Below are 18,991 nucleotides of genomic sequence, written 5' to 3'. Positions count from 1 at the left end.
GCCGGTATCGCTGCACTGCAATACCCGCACTTTACCGCATCCGGGTAATGTCCCTGCAATGTCCCTGTCCCGACACGAGGTTCCGATGCGCCCAGGCACCCTGCTCTATGCCCAGTCAGGCGGCGTCACCGCCGTCATCAATGCCACTGCTTCTGCGGTCATCCAGGAAGCCCGCGCCCGCGGGGTGAAGGTGCTTGCCGCGCGCAACGGCATCCTCGGCGCGCTGCGCGAAGACCTGATCGACACCTCGCGCGAACCGATCAGCGCCATCCGGGCGCTGGCCCAGACGCCGGGTGGCGCGTTCGGGTCCTGCCGTTACAAGCTCAAATCCCTGCAACAGGATGCAGCCCGTTACGACCGGCTGCTGGAAGTGCTGCAGGCCCATGGCGTGCGCTGGTTCCTGTACAACGGCGGCAATGATTCGGCCGACACCGCGTTGAAGGTGTCCGAACTGGCGCGCGAGCGCGGGGTCGAGCTGAGCTGCATCGGCGTGCCCAAGACCATCGACAACGACCTGGCCGTGACCGACACGTGCCCCGGCTTCGGCTCGGCGGCCAAGTACACCGCGGTATCGGTTCGCGAGGCGGCGCTGGACGTGGCCGCCATGGCCGAGACCTCCACCCGCGTGTTCATCTACGAAGCGATGGGCCGCCACGCTGGCTGGCTGGCAGCGGCAGGCGGATTGGCCGGTACGGGACCGGATGAGGCCCCGCAGGTGATCCTGCTGCCGGAACGCGCCTATGACGAAGCGGCCTTCCTGGCCAAGGTAAGCGCGGTGGTCGAACAGGTGGGCTACTGCGTGGTGGTGGCCTCCGAAGGCATCGCCACGGCCGATGGGACCTTCGTCGCCGATGCCGGCGGCAGCAAGGACTCCTTCGGCCATACCCAGCTGGGCGGCGTGGCCGCGCACCTGGCCGGCCGGGTCAAGGACCAGCTCGGTTTGAAGGTGCACTGGACCGTGCCTGATTACCTGCAGCGCTCGGCACGCCACATCGCCTCCAGGACCGACTGGGAACAGGCGCAGGCGGTGGGCAAGGCGGCGGTGCGGTTGGCGCTGGCCGGGCACAACGGGGTGATGCCGGTGATCGTGCGCAGCAGCGACAAGCCCTACCGCTGGAAGATCGACTCGGCACCGCTGGCGAAGATCGCCAACCATGAGAAGAAGATGCCGACAAGCTTCATCCGCAAGGACGGTTTCGGCATCACCGAAAGGGCCCGGGCCTACCTGCAGCCGCTGATCAAGGGCGAAGCCCCCCTGCCCTACGGGCCGGACGGGTTGCCGAAGTACGTCACGCTGAAGAATGTCGCGGTCAAGAAAAAGCTGGAGCCGTTCGAGGCCTGAGGCTGATACCGGCAGCGCCGAGCCATGCTCGGCGGCTTCTCCGGGCCCGTGCGACGGTGCTGGACGCAGGCCGCGTCTGGCGCTCGCCGAGCATGGCTCGGCGCTACCCGGTCTACTGGCAGGCGGTGCCTTCCATCTGCAGCTGCGCGGCGAACATCGTCACCTGCGGGATCCTGCCGCTGCTGGCCTGCTTCTTGGCCTCTTCCAGATAGATGCGCGACTGGCCCTGGCCGTCGCGTTCGGTGGTCGGCGCTACCGGCAGTCGCCACACCCGCACCACCGCCTGCTGGGCCGGGCACGCCGCAGACGGCACCCGGATCACATCGTTGAGCTTCCAGCCCTTGGCCTGACTCGGCTGCGCCTTGGCGTAATCGACGAAGCGCGCCCGCGGCTGGCACTGCTCGCTGGTGCGTACCGGTGCGAAGCGGTACGGCTGCGCCGCATCCCCCGTGAAGGTACCTTCCAGCCGCGCGCAGGCTTCGGGAATCTGGCGCAAGGTATGGACCGCACCGACCGCCTGGGCGGCGCCCACCGCACGCTGCAGCTCGGGCGTTTCCACTGCCAGCGCCGGCAGCGCCGGGACCAGCAGGGCCATCATCAGTACGGGCAGGCGCATCGGTGTTCTCCACGACAGTAATGGCCGCACGGTCGCAGAGCCTGGCTTAACCGCGCGCAAAGGCGCTGGCGCCTGCTGGCCCCGGACCGCATACTGCGGCCACCAGGGAATGCTGAACACCGCCATACGTCGGACGACCATCGTGGTCAGTTACGGGTTGGTTACAAGGCTGCAGCCCGTCGTCCCCCTCGTGGTGAAGTTCACCACCGCTGGATGTCTTTCATCCACATCGGGAGAGGTCATGCTGGAACGTCACGGGCTGTCATTGGCGCTGCTGTGCGCCGTCATCGCAATCCTGTTCGGAATCATCTCGGCGCGGTGGATCCTGCGCCAACCCAGTGGCAACGCACGCATGGCCGAGATCGCCGGCGCGATCCAGGAAGGTGCCCGTGCGTACCTCAACCGCCAGTATCTGACCATCGGCATCGCCGGGGCGGTGCTGTTCGTGCTGGTCGGGATATTCCTGAGCTGGTACACCGCGATTGGCTTCGCCATCGGCGCGGTACTGTCCGGTGCCGCCGGCTACATCGGCATGAACGTATCGGTACGCGCCAACGTGCGCACCGCTGAAGCGGCGCGGCATGGCATCAGCGCGGCGATGGACGTGGCGTTCCGCGGCGGTGCCATCACCGGCATGCTGGTGGTCGGGCTGGGACTGCTGGGCGTGGCCGGCTACTACGCCATCCTGCTGCGGCTCGGCCTGGACGTGGCGCAGGCCCTGCATGCCCTGGTCGGACTGGCGTTCGGCTCCTCGCTGATCTCGATCTTCGCGCGCCTCGGCGGCGGCATCTTCACCAAGGGCGCGGACGTCGGCGCCGATCTGGTCGGCAAGGTGGAAGCCGGCATTCCCGAGGATGATCCGCGCAATCCGGCGGTCATCGCCGACAACGTCGGTGACAACGTCGGCGACTGCGCGGGCATGGCCGCCGACCTGTTCGAAACCTACGCGGTGACGGTGATCGCCACGATGCTGCTGGGCAGCCTGATGATCGCCGAAGCCGGACGCAACGCGGTGCTGTATCCGCTGGTGCTGGGCGGGGTGTCGATCATCGCCTCGATCATCGGCGCGCTGTTCGTCAAGGTGAAGCCGGGCGGATCGATCATGGGCGCGCTGTACAAGGGCGTGATCGTATCCGGCGTGCTGGCGGCGATCGCTTTCTATCCGGTCACCACCGCGTTGATGGACGACAACGTGTTCGGCCCCTACGCGCTGTACGGCTGTGCCCTGATCGGGCTGGTGCTGACCGGGCTGATCGTGTGGATCACCGAGTACTACACCGGCACCCAGTACAAGCCGGTGCAGCACGTGGCGCAGGCCTCCACCACCGGCCATGGCACCAACATCATCGCCGGGTTGGGCATCTCGATGAAGTCCACCGCGCTGCCGGTGATCGCGGTGTGCGTGGCGATCTGGGGCGCGCATGCGCTGGCCGGGCTGTACGGCATCGCCATAGCGGCCACCGCGATGCTGTCGATGGCCGGCATGATCGTCGCGCTGGATGCCTACGGCCCGATCACCGACAACGCCGGTGGCATCGCCGAAATGGCCGACCTGCCGCCGGAAATCCGCGCCATCACCGATCCGCTGGATGCCGTCGGCAACACCACCAAGGCGGTCACCAAGGGCTATGCGATCGGCTCGGCGGCACTGGCCGCGCTGGTGCTGTTCGCCGATTACACGCACAACCTGCAGGCGGCCAATCCGGGCATCGAGTTCCGCTTCGACCTGTCCGACCACGAGGTGATCATCGGCCTGCTGATCGGCGGGTTGATCCCCTACCTGTTCGGTGCGATGGCGATGGAAGCGGTAGGCCGCGCGGCAGGCGCGGTGGTGGAAGAAGTGCGCCGCCAGTTCCGCGAAATCCCCGGCATCATGGAAGGCACCGGCAAGCCGCAGTACGACCGCGCGGTGGACATGCTGACCCGGTCGGCGATCCGCGAAATGATCGTCCCTTCCCTGCTGCCGGTCGCCGTGCCGGTGGTGGTCGGCCTGCTGCTGGGGCCGCGCGCGCTCGGCGGGCTGCTGATCGGCACCATCGTCACCGGCCTGTTCGTGGCCATCTCGATGACCACCGGCGGCGGTGCCTGGGACAACGCCAAGAAGTACATCGAAGACGGCAATTTCGGCGGCAAGGGCAGCGAGGCACACAAGGCCGCGGTCACCGGCGACACCGTGGGCGACCCCTACAAGGACACCGCAGGACCGGCGATCAATCCGCTGATCAAGATCATCAACATCGTGGCACTGCTGCTGGTGCCGCTCCTCTGACAACGGCGGGCGCGATGGGATGGGCACATCCATCACATCGCGCCCGCGCAGGGTCGCGGCATAATGGCGGTGACCTTTCCCAGCAGATGCAGCGATACGATGATCACCACCGAACCGAACATGACCAACCTGTTCCTGCAGCTCGGCCTGGACGCCGGTGAAGCGGACATCGCCGCCTTCATCCTGCAGCACCAGCTGCCGGCGGAGGTCAAGGTCACCACGGCCTCGTTCTGGAGCGAAGGGCAGCGTCATTTCCTGGCCGAGTCGCTGAAGTCGGACAACGACTGGGCGATCGTGGTGGATGAGTTGAACGAAGCGCTGCACAGCGACGCCACCGTGCAGGCGAATCCGGCCTGAGCCGCAGCTGTCAGAGGCAGTCGGTCAATGCCTCGTAACTGCTGACGCCGGTGCCGGGCAGCGGCGTATCCAGCGCGTCCGGCCCGCGCAGGCGCTCCAGCAGGGCCGCCAGCGAGGTGCCCGGGACCACCGGCAAGTGGCAGGCCCAGGTGCGGGCCTGGACAGACGGAAGCGCATCGGCCGGGCTGACATACGCGTAGCTGCCGGCGAAGCTCCACAGGCATCCGGCCAGCGCGCCACTGTCGCTGCGGACGGAGCAGCGCAGCTGGAGGGCGCGCAGGTTGCTGTAGTCGCCCTCGCAGAACGTGTCGCCGCAGATGTAATCGAAGCCGCGCACCAGCGCGCGTTCCATCACCGCGAAGGCCGCCTCGCCCGCGCCGGCGCTGGGGTAATCACGGGCATCGACATGGCTGCCCGCGGCGAACGGTGCAACCGCAAGCAGCAGCATTCCGGCGATGATCATGAGGCGGCCCCCTGCTTGGCCAGGCACCGCGCAACGCCCTGCCGCAGGCTTTCGGCTGCGCCGGGCAGCCGAACCGCCAGCGGATCGTCCACCTCCAGCGCTGCGTGGAAGGCGTCCACCCCCGTGCCGGCTCCCAGCGGCAGCGCGCAACGCCAGATCACTACGTCGGGGTCGATGCTGCCTGCCGCGCGCACCCGCAGATCGCTGCCGGCGATGACCCAGATGCATGCCGCGACCGTGGCGTCGGCCACCCGGACCGAACAGCGCAGCTGCATCGGCCACAGGAATCGCCGGGGCAGGCAGGCCCCTTCGCCACATGCCTTGAGGAAGGCGCCGGCCAGATGGTCTTCCAGGGCGTAGAACCGGTCCCAGTTGGCCTCCGGCGCCGGGTGGTCGACCAGATCGACAAAGCGTGCAGCCACCGCCGGACCCGGCGGCACCGGCATCTCGGCGGCCATTGCGGTGGCGGCGACCGCCAGCAGGCCGGCCACTGCGCAGCCGATACGAACGCGTGACCGGCGCGCCAAGTGCTTGAGAAGGATCATGAAATCCACCAACGTAACGGGAGCCTCCACCCTGCCGCGTTGCGGTTGGCCGGCCTATCGGCGAATCCGCCTGCGGCCGGCCCGCAGGCCACCCGGCGGGCTGTGGGGAAGGCCAGCACGCTGCCGGGCAAACGCATAAAATGGTCTTCTTTTTCGCCCCACAACCGGAGTACACCCATGGGTCTGGAACTCGTCTCCCCCGGCAAGAACCCGCCGGAAGAAATCAACGTCATCATCGAGATCCCGAAGGATTCCGAGCCGGTGAAGTACGAAGTGGACAAGGACACCGGCGCGATCTTCGTCGACCGCATCCTCTCCACCCCGATGCGCTACCCCTGCAATTACGGCTACGTGCCGAGCACCCTGTGTGGCGATGGCGACCCGGCCGACGTGCTGGTGGTGCTGCCGCTGCCGCTGATCCCCGGTTCGGTGGTGCGCTGCCGTCCGGTGGGCGTGCTGAAGATGAGCGATGAAGCCGGCAGCGACGAAAAGATCCTGGCCGTGCCGATCTCCAAGGTGTTCAGCGGCTACGCACACGTGGAAGACATCGCCCAGGTGTCCAGCCACTGGCTGGAGCGCATCGGCCACTTCTTCGAGCACTACAAGGACCTGGAGAAGGGCAAGTGGGTCAAGCTGGACGGCTGGGCCGGCGCTGCCGAAGCCAAGGCGATCCTGGTCGAAGCCCACCAGCGTTACCTCGACGGCAAGGCCTGAGCCTTCCGTCCATCGCCCTGGCCTCCCCGCCAGGGCGGTGCAGTTCGCGGTTTTCGGCCTTGTGGCACATCTCTCGTCACGCCGAATCGGTTAAATTGCGACACTTCACATCGACCATGGCCGTGCCATGGTCCGCAAGGGGAACGTGTCGTGCGCATTCTGTTTGTTGGGGACGAAGCCAGCCTGCCGGCTGAGCTGAGCGAATTCATTGCCGATCTTGGGGAAGAATGGCATACCACCACTGTTGTCGACGGCCATGCCGCGATGGCGGCCGTAGCGGCATCATCGCTGGATGCGGTGATCGTCAGCCCTTACCTGCCGGACATGGATGCCACCACGCTGCTGGGGCAGATCCGCACCCTGCGCCCGGAGACCATCCGCGTGGCGCTGATCGATGCCCAGCAGGGCAACCGCCCGCCGCCGGCGCGCTTGATCGGCATTGCCCACCGTTTCCTGCCGCTGCCGCTGGCGCCGGAGGTGCTGCTGGAGGCGCTGAGCAGCCTGGAAGAGCTGCGCGAACTGCTGGACAGCCCGCGCCTGCGCGATGCCATCGGCCGCATCGAGAAGCTGCCTTCCCCGCCGCATCTCTACATGAGCCTGACCCGCGCGCTTGAACGTGACGACGACGCGGACAGCAACGAGGTCGCCAAGCTGGTGGCGGCCGATCCGGCGATCGCCGCCAAGGTGCTGCAGCTGTCCAACTCGGCCTTCTTCAGCAGCGGCCGCACCATCTCCGACCTGCGTACGGCGGTGACCCGCCTGGGCCTGTCCACGCTGCGTGACCTGGTTCTGGCCAGCGAGGTGTTTTCCGCCTCCACGCTGTCGGCGGCCGAACGCAATGCGCTGCAGCAGCGCGCCCTGCTCGCCTCGCGGCTTGCCGCGCGCCTGTTGCCGGCCTCCAGCGCGGAGCTGGGATCCACCGCTGCACTGCTCGCCGACATCGGCCTGTTGCTGCCGGGGGTACGCAACGAACGCACCGAACCGGCCGCTGCAGGCACCGATGATGTCCGTCCGGGACATGCCGAGGCGGGCGCCTATCTGCTCGGCCTGTGGGGCCTGCCCATGCCCATCGTGGAGGCGGTCGGCTTCCACCTGCAGCCGCAGCGTTCGAACACCCGCAGTTTCTGGGTGACCGGCGCGGTGCACGTGGCGCTGGCACTGGTCAACGGCGAAGCGGTGGACGAAGACTACCTGCAGCGCGCCAACGTGCTGCACAAGCTGCCGGAATGGCGCGAGCACGCCAATGCATTGATGGGATTGTCACCGGCGGAAGCCTGATCGCCAGGGGCAGCATCCAGGCAGAAGCAATGGCCGCACACGGTGGCTGGCGGGCGGGACCGGGTGACCCCGGTAGCGCCGGCCCATGGTCGGCGAGCGCAGCGGGCCGTTGGCGGAAACGTTCCGCCGCGCATGGCTCGGCGCTACCGGTTCCCTTCGCAGACAAAGAAAAGGGGCGGACCTTGCGGTCCGCCCCTTTTCACTTACGCATCAGTGCTTCGATGGATCAGAAGCGCTGGGTGTACTTCATGTACAGGAAACGACCGATGTCGAAGCCGCCGTAGTAAGCGAAGCTGCTGTTCGGAGCCGAGTACTGCAGCGCGCCGCGGTGGTCGAACACATTGTTCGCGCCCACTGCGATGGTGGCATCCCACGGTGCGGTGTAGCTGACCTGCAGGTCATGGAAGGTGTTCGAACCGGTCTTGCGGATCGGGGCCGACTCACCATTCTGGAAGCGGTCCGGATCGGTGCAGCCGATCGCGATGCAGCTTTCCGCCATGCCCGAGTAGTAGCGCGCGGTCCAGTTGACGCCGAAGTCACCCTTGGTCCAACCCAGGGTGGCGTTGGAGCGGATACGGAACAGGCCCGGCTCACCGACGCGGCCGATGGTGATGGTGTCACCCGCGCTGTTCTGGCCTTCTTCATCGTAGGAGGACAGGTAGCTGGTCTGCCAGTCGATGTTGAAGTTACCGATCGCCATTTCCGGCAGGCGGTACTTGACGCCCAGATCCCAGCCCTGGGTTTCCATCTGGCCCAGGTTGGCGGTGCCGTAGGTCAGCGCGGTGATGTTGCCGGCCGGACCACGAACCACGCTGGCGCAGCGCGAAGAATCACCCAGCACGTAGCAGTCACGCAGGATGCGGTCGACGCTGTCAGCGATGATCATGTCGCTGATTTCGTACTTGTACCAGTCCAGCGAGATGTCCAGGCCCTGCACCCAACGCGGGCTCCAGACCAGACCTGCGGTCGTGCTCTTGGAGGTTTCCGGGCTCAGGTTCGGGTTTGCGCCCGAGATGAACTGGTCATTCGTGGCGCACGGCAGGGTGGCGCACGGCTGGTTGCCCTGGCCGAGCTGCACGTAGTTGGCCGGGACGCCAGCGGCGAGGCAGGCAGCACTGCCGGCAACGCTGCCCGGTGCGCCCACGCCGCACGGATCGGTGTAGGTCTCGAAGCTCGAGCTCAGGCCACCGTACAGGTCGCTGATGGTCGGAGCGCGGAAGCCTTCGGCGTAGGTAGCACGGACCAGCAGTTCATCCAGCGGACGCCAGGTGATGCCGAACTTGCTGTTGGTGGTGTCACCGAAGTTGCTGTAGTCCGAGTAGCGGCTGGCCAGGTTCAGGCTCAGTTCCTTGGCAAACGGCAGGTCCGACAGGATCGGCACGTTCAGTTCGAGGTAGACCTCGTCCAGCTCGTACTCGCCGCGGGTCGGCTTCTGGCCCAGGCCGGTCGACATGCCCGACTGCGCGAAGGCGTCCGGCACATAGCTGCCTTCTTCTTCGCGGTGCTCGACGCCCACGGCGAAGCCGAGGTCACCGGCCGGCAGCGTCACGATGGAACCGGCAAGGTTCGCGGTGAAGCTGGTGGTCTTGGTCTCGCCACGGGTGGTGTAGGTCGGGAACAGGAACTCCTGCAGCGCCGGATCAGCCAGCGAGCCCTGGCCTGCAACGCCGTACGGCAGCAGCGGGTTCCACGGCACGCAGCCGGTGATCACTTCGGCAGCGGTGCCGCAGGTAGCGACACCAGCGCCGTTGATGAACGACGGGCCCAACGCCTGTTCGGTCGCGATCAGGCTCGCATCGCCACGGCTGGTGACAATCGTTTCGTTGCGGTTGAACAGCGCGCCGACATCCCAATCGAACGTCTTGCCAGCGAAGTCGAAGAAGCCGCTGACGGTCGGCGCAAAGCGCGTGGTCTTCATCTGGCTGTCAGTGGTGCGCGGCGCTTCCCACAGGCGACGGCGGAACTGCACGTCCTGACCGACCGGGTTGAATGCGCTGTCAGCCGACAGCAGGGTGTTGAAGGCCTGCGACTGGTACGGGTAACCGGCCAGCTGTGCGAACGTGTTGCGCTCGTTGTACAGGAAGTCGGTGTTCAGGCTGATCGAATCGGTGAAGTCGTACGTACCGTTGATGTACAGCGACTTACGCTCGACACCGGTGAGGACCGTCATCTGCTCGTTCGAGTTCGCGAACTCGCCTTGGGTGATGACGTGGTAGTCAGCCGGGTTGTTCGGGTTGCCGCCTGCGTTGAGCGTCTGCCAGACCGAGGTGGTCGAGCTCGGCGAGCAGTCGTAGGCCAGCGGGTTGCACCAGCTGCCGTTCTGGCTCAGGGCGCTCCAGGAAGCCGGGGTCGAGTTCGGACCACGGTTTCCGCCGCGGCTGTACCAGCGATCCTTGGCCATGACCGGATCGGCCTTGTTGTACTCGGCCGACAGGGTCAGGCTGCCGCGCTCGCCGGTAGCACCCAGGGTCATCGAGTACTGCTCGGTGTCGCCGTCGCCTTCGCCGTACTGGCCGAAGTAGGCAGTGGCTTCGCCACCTTCCACGTTCTTGCGGGTGATCACGTTGACCACGGCCGCGATTGCGTCGGAACCGTAGATGGCGGACGCGCCATCCTTCAGGATCTCGATGCGCTCGACGGCACCCATCGGGATCTGGCTCAGATCCTGCAGGCCCGAGGTGGTCGCGCCCAGGCGCTTGCCGTTCATCAGCACCAGGGTGCGCTCAGCGCCCAGGTTGCGGATGTCGACGTAGTAACCACCCACGTTCTCGCCCGAGGACAGGGCGTCCGAACGCGAGATCGCCGGGGAACCGGCCGAGGTCAGGTTGTTCAGCACGTCGGCGACCGAAGAGAAGCCCTGCTTTTCCAGGCTCTCGCGGCTCAGCGTCAGGATCGGCTGCTGGGTTTCAACGTTGGCCGCGCGGATGCGCGAGCCGGTGACCGAGATGCGATCCAGGTCGGTGGTGCCTGCTGCGGCTTCCTGCGCCGAGGCGAAGCTCGGGCTCAGCGCCAGCGCAATGCCGGCCGGCAGCATGCCCAGCCGCACGGCGGGGGTACGGAAATTCATGTCTCTCTCCAAGGTACGTTAGTGGCGTGTTAAAACGCCATCAAACGTTACGATTGTGTTGCGATCCTTGGTTTGCGTGATGCAGCGAGAGACTTTGCCGAGTGTGGCGACAGCTTGGCGGCACTTTCACGATAATGCGACGCAGACGTGCCGAAACGGGCGCGGAACGCCCGCGCGAAGCTGCAGCAGTTGTCAAAGCCACTGGCGGAGGCGACTTCGCCGATCATCATGTCGGTATCGCGCAGCAGGTCGGCCGCGCGTTCCAGCCGCAGCCGTGCCGACAGGGCCTGCGGGCTTTCTTCGTACAGGCTCTGGAAGGTCTTGGACAGGTACCAGCTGGAGAAGTTGGTCAGTTCGGCCAGTTCACCGATGCGCACCACGCGGTGGCTGTTGCCTTCCAGATACAGGCGGGCACGCTGCATGCGGCCGAACACCTGGCGCTTGCGGCTGCGCGAGCGGCCCGGGCAACGCTGCACGGTGCCGGCCATCGTGCGCTGCAGCGATGCAAGGTGCAGCAGCATCGGGCGCAGCGCCTGCGCCGGCAGGCCACTGTCCAGCGCATCGCGCCACAGGCGCAGGGCAACCCGCAGCTCGGGCTGCTTCATCAGGCCACGGCCGGCATACAGGCCGCAATCGGCAAGTTCCATCAACATGCGCATGGCGTCGGCATTCAGTGCCAGGCCGATGCACAGGCCACTGCGGCCGGCCTGGACCAGCGGACGCGACTCCTTCTCGAAGGCGATCCACTCGCCCCGCCGCATCCGGAAACGACCCTCCTTGGCCTCCACCCACGCACTGCCGCGGATCTGGATCCACACCGTGAAGCAGCTGCCGGCGGTCTGCAGGCTGCCCAGCCGGGCAACGCTCAGGCAGATCGGCGTCGCGTCGTCGGGCGACTTGTCGAGGGAGATCGTTTGACCGCGATCGGCCAGGGAGAGCTGACGCATGGAGCACCACGTATTTACCAATACAGGGTGTCTGTTTTGCCAAATCAGGCGTCAGCGGTCAGGACGTTGCGACGACTTCGCGACGAAATCGACACGATGTCCGCACGAAAAACTTACGAAACCATTTATGGCTTTATTTTCAACGAGTTGATGAAAGCAGGGAACACTTCTGGCGGGCGCTCGGGCAGCGCCATCACGCCGATGTCGGCACCGTCGGACACGGCGAGCGACACGTACACGTCATTTCCGTCAACGCTGCTGCTCAATCCATTGCCGGCACTGAGACGCGTCGCATCCAGGCAGCGTGATACCGGCTCGCCCCCTTCGGCGATACGCAGCAGGCCGGAGCTGCACTGGTTGGACTCATCCAGATAGTCGACGCGGCCGCCGCCGGCCACCGACCATGCGCGGTAGCGCCAGCGCGAGGGTTTGTCGGCGCTCAGCTGCTGGACGCTGGCCGGGGACAGCGAGGCATCCACCGACCACAGTCCACTGGCGCCCAACTGGGTGAAGACCACGCGTTGCCGCTCACTGTCAAAGCGCGCCTGGGACACGCCGTACAAGGTCGCCAGTCGCTGCCAGTCGCGCCGGTCATACAGACTCATGCGGGTGCGCTGGTCGTCGCCCCGCTCTATGACCAGCAGGCGATCCGGATCATCGAGATACAAGGCCTGCAGCGGGCGCGCCACCGGCACCGGCACCACGCTCAGCTGTTCATCGCGCGGGGTGATCTCGTAGACGTGGGGCTCCCCTTGGTCATCACGGCCCAGCACCAGCAGGTGGCGGCTGTCGGCCGACCATGCCGGCGGCTGCCGGGTGTCCGGCCGCAGTCCCTCGATGGGGCGCAGGGATTGCGGCTGCTGCAGGTCGGCCCACCACAGGGCGTAGCTGCCGGAACGGTCTGAAGCGAACACCATCTGGCGGTCGTCAGGTGCGAGCATCGGCTGGCTGTCGCGGCCGCTGGAGGCGAACAGTCGCTGTGCCCGCGCAGGGTCCTTCACCGGCACCTTGTACAACCCGAACTGTGCCTTGCGGTGGACGAAGGCCAGGAAGTTCGTCGCGCGCGCCACCGCCGGCCACTGTGCATCGTCCAGGCCGAGATCGCGCAGCGTGCGTGCCTCGGTGTCCAGCTGGTACAGGCGCGCTTCGCTGTCCACCCGCCGACCGAACACGATCTGCCGGCTGTCACCCAGCCAGGCCCAGCCACGGAACTCGGCGGCGTCGTCGGTCAGCTGCTCCAGCGGCCCGCCTTCGGCCGGCATCCGCCACAGGTCACCGACCTGCGGGTTGCGCACGAACACCAGCCAGCGCCCGTCCGGGGAAATACGCGGGGCGTAATCGAAGTCGTCCTTGTGCGCGGCATAGGTCAACGCGCGCCACCGCCCGCTGGCAAGGTCCAGTACCCGGATCCCGCGGTGGGCGTAGGCGCCAACCATGCTGCCGAACACCAGCCCGCTGCCGTCCGGCGTCCAGTCGAAACTGAGCAGTTCGGTACCGTCGCAGCGCGTGGCCTGGCGCACGTTCCCGCCGGTCGCGCTGGCGATCAGCACTTCGCAGCGACCTTCGCCGGAGAAGCGTGCGAAGGCGATCTCGCGGCCGTCCGGGGACCAGTTCGGGAAGCGGTCCACCGCCCCGTCCGGACGGTCCACCAGATTGCGCGCCGGCGCATTGCCGGAGGTCTGCACCTTGATCTGGCCGCCGCCATCTTCTTCACTGGCTTCGTACGCCACCTGGGAGCCATCCGGCGACAACGTGGGATAGGTTTCAAAGCCCGCACCGGCGGTGATGAGTCGATACGGACGCTGCGGACTGCCGATCACCCGCGTACCGTTTTCCACCGCCGCATCGACTGCCGAGGGTGACGTATCCCGATGCAGCAGCAGCCAGGTCATGACGCCCAGCGCCAACAGCATGGACAGACCTACGCCCAGCAGCACCCAGCGCCGTACGCGTCGCCAGGCACTGCGGGGCCGCATCGGCGCCAGCAGCGGGGGTTCGGGACGCGTGCGGGTGGCGTCCATGTCCATTTCCATGTCCACGGCCACATCCACGTCCGTGCATGCGTCTACGTCCATATCCCTGCCAGCGGGCGACTGCACCGGCGGTGCCGGCGTTGGCGCTTCGCCCGCCGGCAGGGTGGACCGTTCAACCGGATCCACCGCACTCACCGCCACCCGCAGGCGATAGCCGGTCTTGGCGATCGTCTCGATGTAGGCGGGACCGTCCTCGCTGTCAGCGGTGAAGGCCTTGCGCAGCTGGGTCACGGCCTGGGTCAGCACATCATTGGTAGGCAGCGTGTCCGGCCACACCTCGGCGAACAGCTCATCCCGGGTGACCACGCGCCCGTTGCTGCGGACGAGCACGCGCAGCACGCCCACCGCCTTCGGGGTGAGCCTGCGAAGTCGCCGCGCACCGGGCACCTGCACTTCACGTGACGACAAGGTCACGGTGCATTCGCCGATACGCAGGATATCTACGTCATGGAAAGGGCTGTTGCTGATGGTCATCTATCTCGAACGCGGGCGGCAGGCGGGATGCCAGCCAGGTGCGCGTGAATGACCGGGAGGTGCAATCGCGAACAGCCAGACTCTGCAAACAGCATGAACCCATAACGCAAATGAATCGAAGCGCGCGAATACTAGCCTATGAGAGTTAACCGCACATGCTGCGGCGGACATCAGGCACTCTCTCGCCCACGTATTCAGATAATCAGTTTCACTATTCGCGCCTTCCGGGGCGCGATTTTTTTATCTGCCATTCATTTTTGTCGGTGCTCGAGCATGGTCAGACCGACCAGTCGCGACACCACCAGGGCCACGTACATGACCCCGCAGAACTGCGCCAGCATTACCAATGCGCGTGCCTGGGGGTGTACCGGAACGACGTCACTGAGACCTACTCCAGACAGTAAGCTGAAGCTGAGATAAAGCAGCTCCATCCACGTTCGGAACGGGGTCTGGCTGGTGGCCAGGAAACTGCCCGGATACCACTGCTGGCAGACCGAAAACGCAAACGCGAACGCCCACGCGAGCAGGGTGAAGGTGGCGCCTGCAGCAAACAGTTCGTCGCGGGTGACTTTATGGTCCTGCAGCATGTAGGCGATCAACGCACCGGCGGTGTAGAAGTACAGCAGGCTTTCCAGCAGCTGCGCCGTGATGCCCAACCCGGTCTTGCCCAACAGCACCGCCGCGATGGAGAACACCACCGAGGGAATGGCCAGCAACAACGCAAGCCAGGTGCCCAGCGGGCTGCGCTGCACCACCCACAGGGCGAGCCCGAGCACCGCGATGCCGAACGTGCCCACTGCCGCCCGCCCCGCCGCGGTGTCATCCATTGCCGGATACACCAGCACGCCCAGCAACTGCACCGCCAGCAACCAGGCGGAGGGATGGCGGCGGGCGATGGCCAGCCAGCGGAGGGTGGGCGGGATGGGCATGGCGCGGCCTTGGGAAACGATGGGCGGAGGATAACGGGGGAGAGCGTGACGACCAACGGTCGTCACCCACCAGGACCTGCGGTCGTCACCCACCAGCAGCTGCGGTTGTCCGTCCCCTACCCGCCCGCAGACTGCCCGCGGACCTCCTGGCTGATCTTCATCGAACAGAACTGGGGTCCGCACATCGAGCAGAAATGGGCGCTCTTGTGTGCGTCCTTCGGCAGGGTCTGATCGTGCAGCTCCCTGGCCTTTTCAGGATCCAGGCCGAGGTGGAACTGGTCTTCCCAACGGAACTCGAAGCGGGCCTTGCTGAGCGCGTTGTCACGCACCTGCGCACCGGGATGCCCCTTGGCCAGGTCCGAGGCATGGGCGGCGATGCGATAGGCCATGATGCCGTCGCGGACGTCCTGACGGTCCGGCAGGCCCAGGTGTTCCTTGGGGGTGACGTAGCAGAGCATCGCCGTGCCGTACCAGCCGATCATCGCCGCGCCGATCGCACTGGTGATGTGATCGTAGCCGGGCGCGATGTCGGTGGTCAGCGGCCCCAGGGTATAGAACGGCGCCTCGCCGCATTCGCGCAGCTGCTTGTCCATGTTCTCCTTGATCAGGTGCATCGGCACGTGGCCCGGGCCCTCCACCATCACCTGCACATCGTGCTGCCAGGCCACCTTGGTCAGTTCGCCCAGGGTTTCCAGTTCGGCGAACTGCGCCGCGTCGTTGGCATCGGCGATGCAGCCCGGGCGCAGCCCGTCGCCCAGCGAGAACGTCACGTCGTAGGCCTTCATGATTTCGCAGATGTCGTCGAAATGCGTATGCAGGAAGTTCTCCCTGCGATGCGCCATGCACCATTTGGCCAGGATGCTGCCGCCGCGCGAGACGATGCCGGTCATCCGGTTCGCTGTCAGCGGCACATGCGCGGCCCGCACCCCCGCGTGCACGGTGAAGTAATCCACGCCCTGTTCGGCCTGTTCGACCAAGGTATCGCGGTATACCTCCCAGCTGAGGTCTTCGGCCCGACCGCCGACCTTTTCCAGCGCCTGGTAGATCGGCACGGTACCGATCGGCACCGGTGAGTTGCGGATGATCCACTCGCGGGTTTCGTGGATGTGCTTGCCGGTGGACAGGTCCATCACCGTATCGCCGCCCCAGCGGATCGCCCAGACCAGTTTCTCCACTTCCTCGGCGATGCCCGAGGACACCGCACTGTTGCCGATGTTGGCGTTGATCTTGGTCAGGAAGTTGCGGCCGATGATCATCGGTTCGCTTTCCGGATGGTTGATGTTGTTGGGCAACACCGCCCGGCCACGGGCGATCTCGCTGCGCACGAATTCCGGCGTGATCACGCGCGGGATGGCAGCACCGAAGGACTGCCCCGGATGCTGCTGGAGCAGTCCGGCATCGAGCACCGCATGCAGGCGCTGGTTCTCGCGGATGGCGACGAACTCCATCTCCGGGGTGATGATGCCCTGGCGGGCGTAGTGCATCTGGGTCACGTTGGCGCCGGCATGCGCGCGACGCGGCTGATGGCGCGCCGGAAAGCGCACCGCAGCCAGCCTCGCATCGAGTTCGCGCGAACGACCAAACACCGAGCCCAACCCGCCCGGCAGTGCGGTGTCGGCACGCTCTTCGATCCAACCGCGGCGCAGTGCAGTCAGGCCCGCCGCCAGGTCGATCCGCGCGGCGGGATCGGTGTAGGGACCGGAGCTGTCATACACCGCCAGCGGCGCGTTCTCGCTACCGCCGAACGCCTCCGGGGTCGGGCTGAGCGCAATCTCGCGCATCGGCACCTGGAGGTCCGGCCGGGAACCGGTCACATGCACCTTGCGCGATCCCGGGATCGGCCGGGTGACGGTTTCGGAAAGCTGCTGCGCCTGCTGCTGCAGGTCATCGTACGGTGCGTTCATCGGGCTTCGTCCAATCAGGTTCGGGGACGAAGCGGCGGTGCGCCGACGCACGCGCGCCGGCCCCGGGAGGGCCCACGCACGGACGGCATTGCAAAGCTTCCCTACGCCGGTATGAGCCGGATCAGGTTCCAAGGGACTATCTCAACCACGGCCAGTTGGCCGCGGTACCCCCGCTTCAGCGCGCATTAGAACATACCGCCGCTGTCGCGGACGACACACTGACGAGTCCATGACGCCACGCTGGGTAACATCACGCAGCGCACTGTCGCGCCTGCTCCTGCAGGCATGCGGCCGTCCGCCGTCCTCCGCATTGCTGGTATTGCCCGGCATCGCACTGCAAGCTTCTGCTCGCTCCCTCATTCACTGATCGGAGAAGCCCCGTCATGGTGTTTCGAATTTCCATCGCACTGGTCGCTGTCCTGGTGCTGCTCGCCGGGCTCGCACCGGACTCCTTCAACGCCGTCGTACAGGCCGTGCTGGCCGAGGTGGTCCGCGGCGCGGGCTGGCTCTACCTGCTGGTCGTGTTCCTTGCGCTGACCTTCCTGCTGTACCTGGCGTTCGGACGGTTCGCCAACCTGCGCATCGGCGGCGAAGATGCCGAGCCGGACTTCTCCCGCGCCAGCTGGATGTCGATGCTGTTCGCTGCAGGCATGGGCATCGGCCTGGTGTTCTGGGGCGCGGCCGAGCCGGTCTCCCATTTCGTCAAACCACCGGAAGGGCTGGAACCCATGGGCATGGATGCGGCGCGTGCCTCGATGCGCTACGCCTTCTTCCATTGGGGACTGCATCCCTGGGCGATCTATGCGCTTATCGGCCTGGCGATGGCCTGGTTCCAGTTCAACCGCAACGGCCGCGGACTGGTCAGCGACATGCTGCAGCCGATCATCGGCCACCACCATCGCGGCTGGATGGGCCAGGTGGTCAACATCGCTGCGGTGGTGGCCACCGCTATCGGCGTGGCCACCACGCTGGGTTTCGGCACCATCCAGATCGCCGCCGGGCTGGAACGCGTATTCGGCATCCCGTCCAGCGTGCCGACCCAGATGGTGATCATCGCGGTCGCCTTCGTGCTGTACATGGCGTCGACCCTGAGCGGGGTGGACCGCGGCATCAAGTGGCTGTCGAACTTCAACCTCGGCCTGGCTGCGCTGCTGCTGGCGATGGTGCTGGTGTTGGGCCCGACCGGCTTCATCTTCGACACGTTCACCACCACGCTGGGGTCCTACCTCAACCAGCTGGTGACGATGAGCCTGCGCATGTCGCCGTTCTCCGGCAGCACCTGGGTGGCCGACTGGACCATCTTCTACTGGGCGTGGTGGATTGCCTGGGCACCGTTCGTGGGGGCGTTCATCGCGCGCATCTCGCGTGGCCGCAGCGTCCGGGAGTTCGTGATCGGTGTGGTGATCGCACCGACCGTGCTGGGCTTCATCTGGTTCTCGGTGTTCGGCGGCACGGCACTGTGGTCGCAGCTTTTCGGCCACGTCGATCTTGTCGCCGCGCTGGGCAACGGCTACGAAACGGTGCTGTTCACCATGTTCGACAGCCTGCCCTTCCCGCTGCTGCTGGCCAGCGTAGCGCTGGTGCTGCTGATGATCTTCTTCGTGACCTCCGCCGATTCTGCAGTACTGGTGTTGGCCAGCATGTCCACTGATGAAGCCGGTGATCCGCCGCCGAAGCGTAAGCTGGCGTGGGGCGTGGGTATTGCGCTGATCGCGGCGGCCTTGTTGCTGGCCGGCGGACTGTCCGCGCTGCAGGGCATGATCACCATCGCCGCGCTGCCCTTCGCCGTGCTGATGATCCTGGTGATGGTGTCGTTGTACCGCGTGCTGGACCAGGAATGGACACGCGAGCGGCGCAAGGCACAGCGTGCGCGGCAGATGATCGAGGCGTGGATCGAACGCGAAATGGCGGCGCAGGAAGAGACGCGGCTGGAAGCCGGGCGCGCGGCTGAGCGCGACTAATGGGGTGGGGGTGGGTTGCCGGGCTTGCAGCCCGGCGCCCGCTTCGAAGCAACGTCAACGTCAACGTCAACGTCAAAGGCTGCAGGGCTGCA

General features: G+C 66.3%; 13 protein-coding genes, 1 pseudogene and 1 riboswitch. Of the genes and pseudogenes, 6 read left to right on the top strand and 8 right to left on the bottom strand.

The window, feature by feature from the left end:
• Nucleotides 1-85: 85 nt before the first annotated feature.
• The gene (locus IFT63_RS01015; protein WP_192082952.1) at nt 86-1,342 is read left to right on the top strand and encodes a 6-phosphofructokinase; all 1,257 of its coding nucleotides are present in this window, start codon (nt 86-88) and stop codon (nt 1,340-1,342) included.
• A gap of 112 nt (nt 1,343-1,454) precedes the next feature.
• On the opposite strand, the gene IFT63_RS01010 is transcribed toward IFT63_RS01015, so the two are convergent.
• Complete coding sequence (locus tag IFT63_RS01010; RefSeq protein WP_192082950.1) at nt 1,455-1,958, bottom strand: hypothetical protein; 504 nt, start codon at nt 1,956-1,958, stop codon at nt 1,455-1,457.
• Nucleotides 1,959-2,199: 241 nt separating this feature from the next.
• Here IFT63_RS01010 and IFT63_RS01005 point away from each other — a divergent pair, with 241 nt between their 5' ends.
• A complete protein-coding gene (locus IFT63_RS01005) occupies nt 2,200-4,227 on the top strand; it encodes a sodium-translocating pyrophosphatase (RefSeq protein ID WP_042614996.1) in 2,028 nt (675 codons plus the stop codon).
• 99 nt (nt 4,228-4,326) lie between these two features.
• Complete coding sequence (locus IFT63_RS01000) at nt 4,327-4,584, top strand: DUF2789 domain-containing protein (RefSeq protein ID WP_192082948.1); 258 nt, start codon at nt 4,327-4,329, stop codon at nt 4,582-4,584.
• A gap of 10 nt (nt 4,585-4,594) precedes the next feature.
• Here IFT63_RS01000 and IFT63_RS00995 read toward each other — a convergent pair whose 3' ends face one another.
• Complete coding sequence (locus IFT63_RS00995; protein ID WP_192082946.1) at nt 4,595-5,047, bottom strand: hypothetical protein; 453 nt, start codon at nt 5,045-5,047, stop codon at nt 4,595-4,597.
• Entirely contained in the window at nt 5,044-5,592 is a 549-nt protein-coding gene (locus IFT63_RS00990) for a hypothetical protein (RefSeq protein ID WP_192082944.1), read from the bottom strand. Before IFT63_RS00990 ends, IFT63_RS00995 begins: the two co-directional genes overlap by 4 nt.
• Nucleotides 5,593-5,769: 177 nt before the next feature.
• On the opposite strand from IFT63_RS00990, the gene ppa reads away from it, so the two are divergent.
• Both ppa and IFT63_RS00980 read left to right on the top strand, forming a co-directional pair.
• A complete protein-coding gene (gene ppa, locus IFT63_RS00985) occupies nt 5,770-6,306 on the top strand; it encodes an inorganic diphosphatase (protein WP_042614993.1) in 537 nt (178 codons plus the stop codon).
• Between the two features lie 150 nt (nt 6,307-6,456).
• Nucleotides 6,457-7,584, top strand: coding sequence for an HDOD domain-containing protein (locus IFT63_RS00980; protein ID WP_192082942.1), 1,128 nt, complete (start codon nt 6,457-6,459; stop codon nt 7,582-7,584).
• Between the two features lie 226 nt (nt 7,585-7,810).
• On the opposite strand, the gene IFT63_RS00975 is transcribed toward IFT63_RS00980, so the two are convergent.
• The 5 genes and pseudogenes from IFT63_RS00975 to thiC form a co-directional block, all read right to left on the bottom strand.
• Nucleotides 7,811-10,651 (bottom strand): TonB-dependent receptor, encoded by a 2,841-nt coding sequence (locus tag IFT63_RS00975; RefSeq protein ID WP_042614991.1) that lies wholly within the window; start codon nt 10,649-10,651, stop codon nt 7,811-7,813.
• Nucleotides 10,652-10,698: 47 nt separating this feature from the next.
• Nucleotides 10,699-11,598: a helix-turn-helix transcriptional regulator gene (locus IFT63_RS00970; protein ID WP_192082940.1), complete on the bottom strand. Its 900-nt coding sequence runs from the start codon at nt 11,596-11,598 to the stop codon at nt 10,699-10,701.
• 125 nt (nt 11,599-11,723) lie between these two features.
• Nucleotides 11,724-14,105, bottom strand: a complete 2,382-nt coding sequence (locus tag IFT63_RS00965) for a winged helix-turn-helix domain-containing protein (RefSeq protein ID WP_192082939.1) — start codon at nt 14,103-14,105, stop codon at nt 11,724-11,726.
• 251 nt (nt 14,106-14,356) lie between these two features.
• Nucleotides 14,357-15,034: an ion channel gene (locus IFT63_RS00960; protein WP_042614988.1), complete on the bottom strand. Its 678-nt coding sequence runs from the start codon at nt 15,032-15,034 to the stop codon at nt 14,357-14,359.
• A 137-nt stretch (nt 15,035-15,171) separates the two neighbouring features.
• Nucleotides 15,172-16,938: pseudogene (gene thiC / locus IFT63_RS00955) on the bottom strand (phosphomethylpyrimidine synthase ThiC); the annotation flags it as partial.
• Between the two features lie 80 nt (nt 16,939-17,018).
• Nucleotides 17,019-17,120: riboswitch (TPP riboswitch) on the bottom strand.
• A 201-nt stretch (nt 17,121-17,321) separates the two neighbouring features.
• On the opposite strand from thiC, the gene IFT63_RS00950 reads away from it, so the two are divergent.
• Nucleotides 17,322-18,899 (top strand): BCCT family transporter, encoded by a 1,578-nt coding sequence (locus IFT63_RS00950; protein WP_042614986.1) that lies wholly within the window; start codon nt 17,322-17,324, stop codon nt 18,897-18,899.
• Nucleotides 18,900-18,991: the final 92 nt, after the last annotated feature.

The sequence above is a fragment of the Stenotrophomonas sp. CFBP 13724 genome (assembly GCF_014841975.1).
Classification (GTDB): domain Bacteria; phylum Pseudomonadota; class Gammaproteobacteria; order Xanthomonadales; family Xanthomonadaceae; genus Stenotrophomonas; species Stenotrophomonas lacuserhaii.
This window is presented reverse-complemented; position numbering and strand designations above follow the sequence as displayed.

What these genes read in the sequence shown, in the direction of transcription:
- IFT63_RS01015 (WP_192082952.1), top strand. Translation starts at nt 86, where the DNA reads ATGCGCCCAGGCACCCTGCTCTATGCCCAGTCAGGCGGCGTCACCGCC.
- IFT63_RS01010 (WP_192082950.1), bottom strand. Translation starts at nt 1,958, where the DNA reads ATGCGCCTGCCCGTACTGATGATGGCCCTGCTGGTCCCGGCGCTGCCG.
- IFT63_RS01005 (WP_042614996.1), top strand. Translation starts at nt 2,200, where the DNA reads ATGCTGGAACGTCACGGGCTGTCATTGGCGCTGCTGTGCGCCGTCATC.
- IFT63_RS01000 (WP_192082948.1), top strand. Translation starts at nt 4,327, where the DNA reads ATGATCACCACCGAACCGAACATGACCAACCTGTTCCTGCAGCTCGGC.
- IFT63_RS00995 (WP_192082946.1), bottom strand. Translation starts at nt 5,047, where the DNA reads ATGATCATCGCCGGAATGCTGCTGCTTGCGGTTGCACCGTTCGCCGCG.
- IFT63_RS00990 (WP_192082944.1), bottom strand. Translation starts at nt 5,592, where the DNA reads ATGATCCTTCTCAAGCACTTGGCGCGCCGGTCACGCGTTCGTATCGGC.
- ppa (WP_042614993.1), top strand. Translation starts at nt 5,770, where the DNA reads ATGGGTCTGGAACTCGTCTCCCCCGGCAAGAACCCGCCGGAAGAAATC.
- IFT63_RS00975 (WP_042614991.1), bottom strand. Translation starts at nt 10,651, where the DNA reads ATGAATTTCCGTACCCCCGCCGTGCGGCTGGGCATGCTGCCGGCCGGC.
- IFT63_RS00970 (WP_192082940.1), bottom strand. Translation starts at nt 11,598, where the DNA reads ATGCGTCAGCTCTCCCTGGCCGATCGCGGTCAAACGATCTCCCTCGAC.
- IFT63_RS00965 (WP_192082939.1), bottom strand. Translation starts at nt 14,105, where the DNA reads ATGACCATCAGCAACAGCCCTTTCCATGACGTAGATATCCTGCGTATC.
- IFT63_RS00960 (WP_042614988.1), bottom strand. Translation starts at nt 15,034, where the DNA reads ATGCCCATCCCGCCCACCCTCCGCTGGCTGGCCATCGCCCGCCGCCAT.
- IFT63_RS00950 (WP_042614986.1), top strand. Translation starts at nt 17,322, where the DNA reads ATGGTGTTTCGAATTTCCATCGCACTGGTCGCTGTCCTGGTGCTGCTC.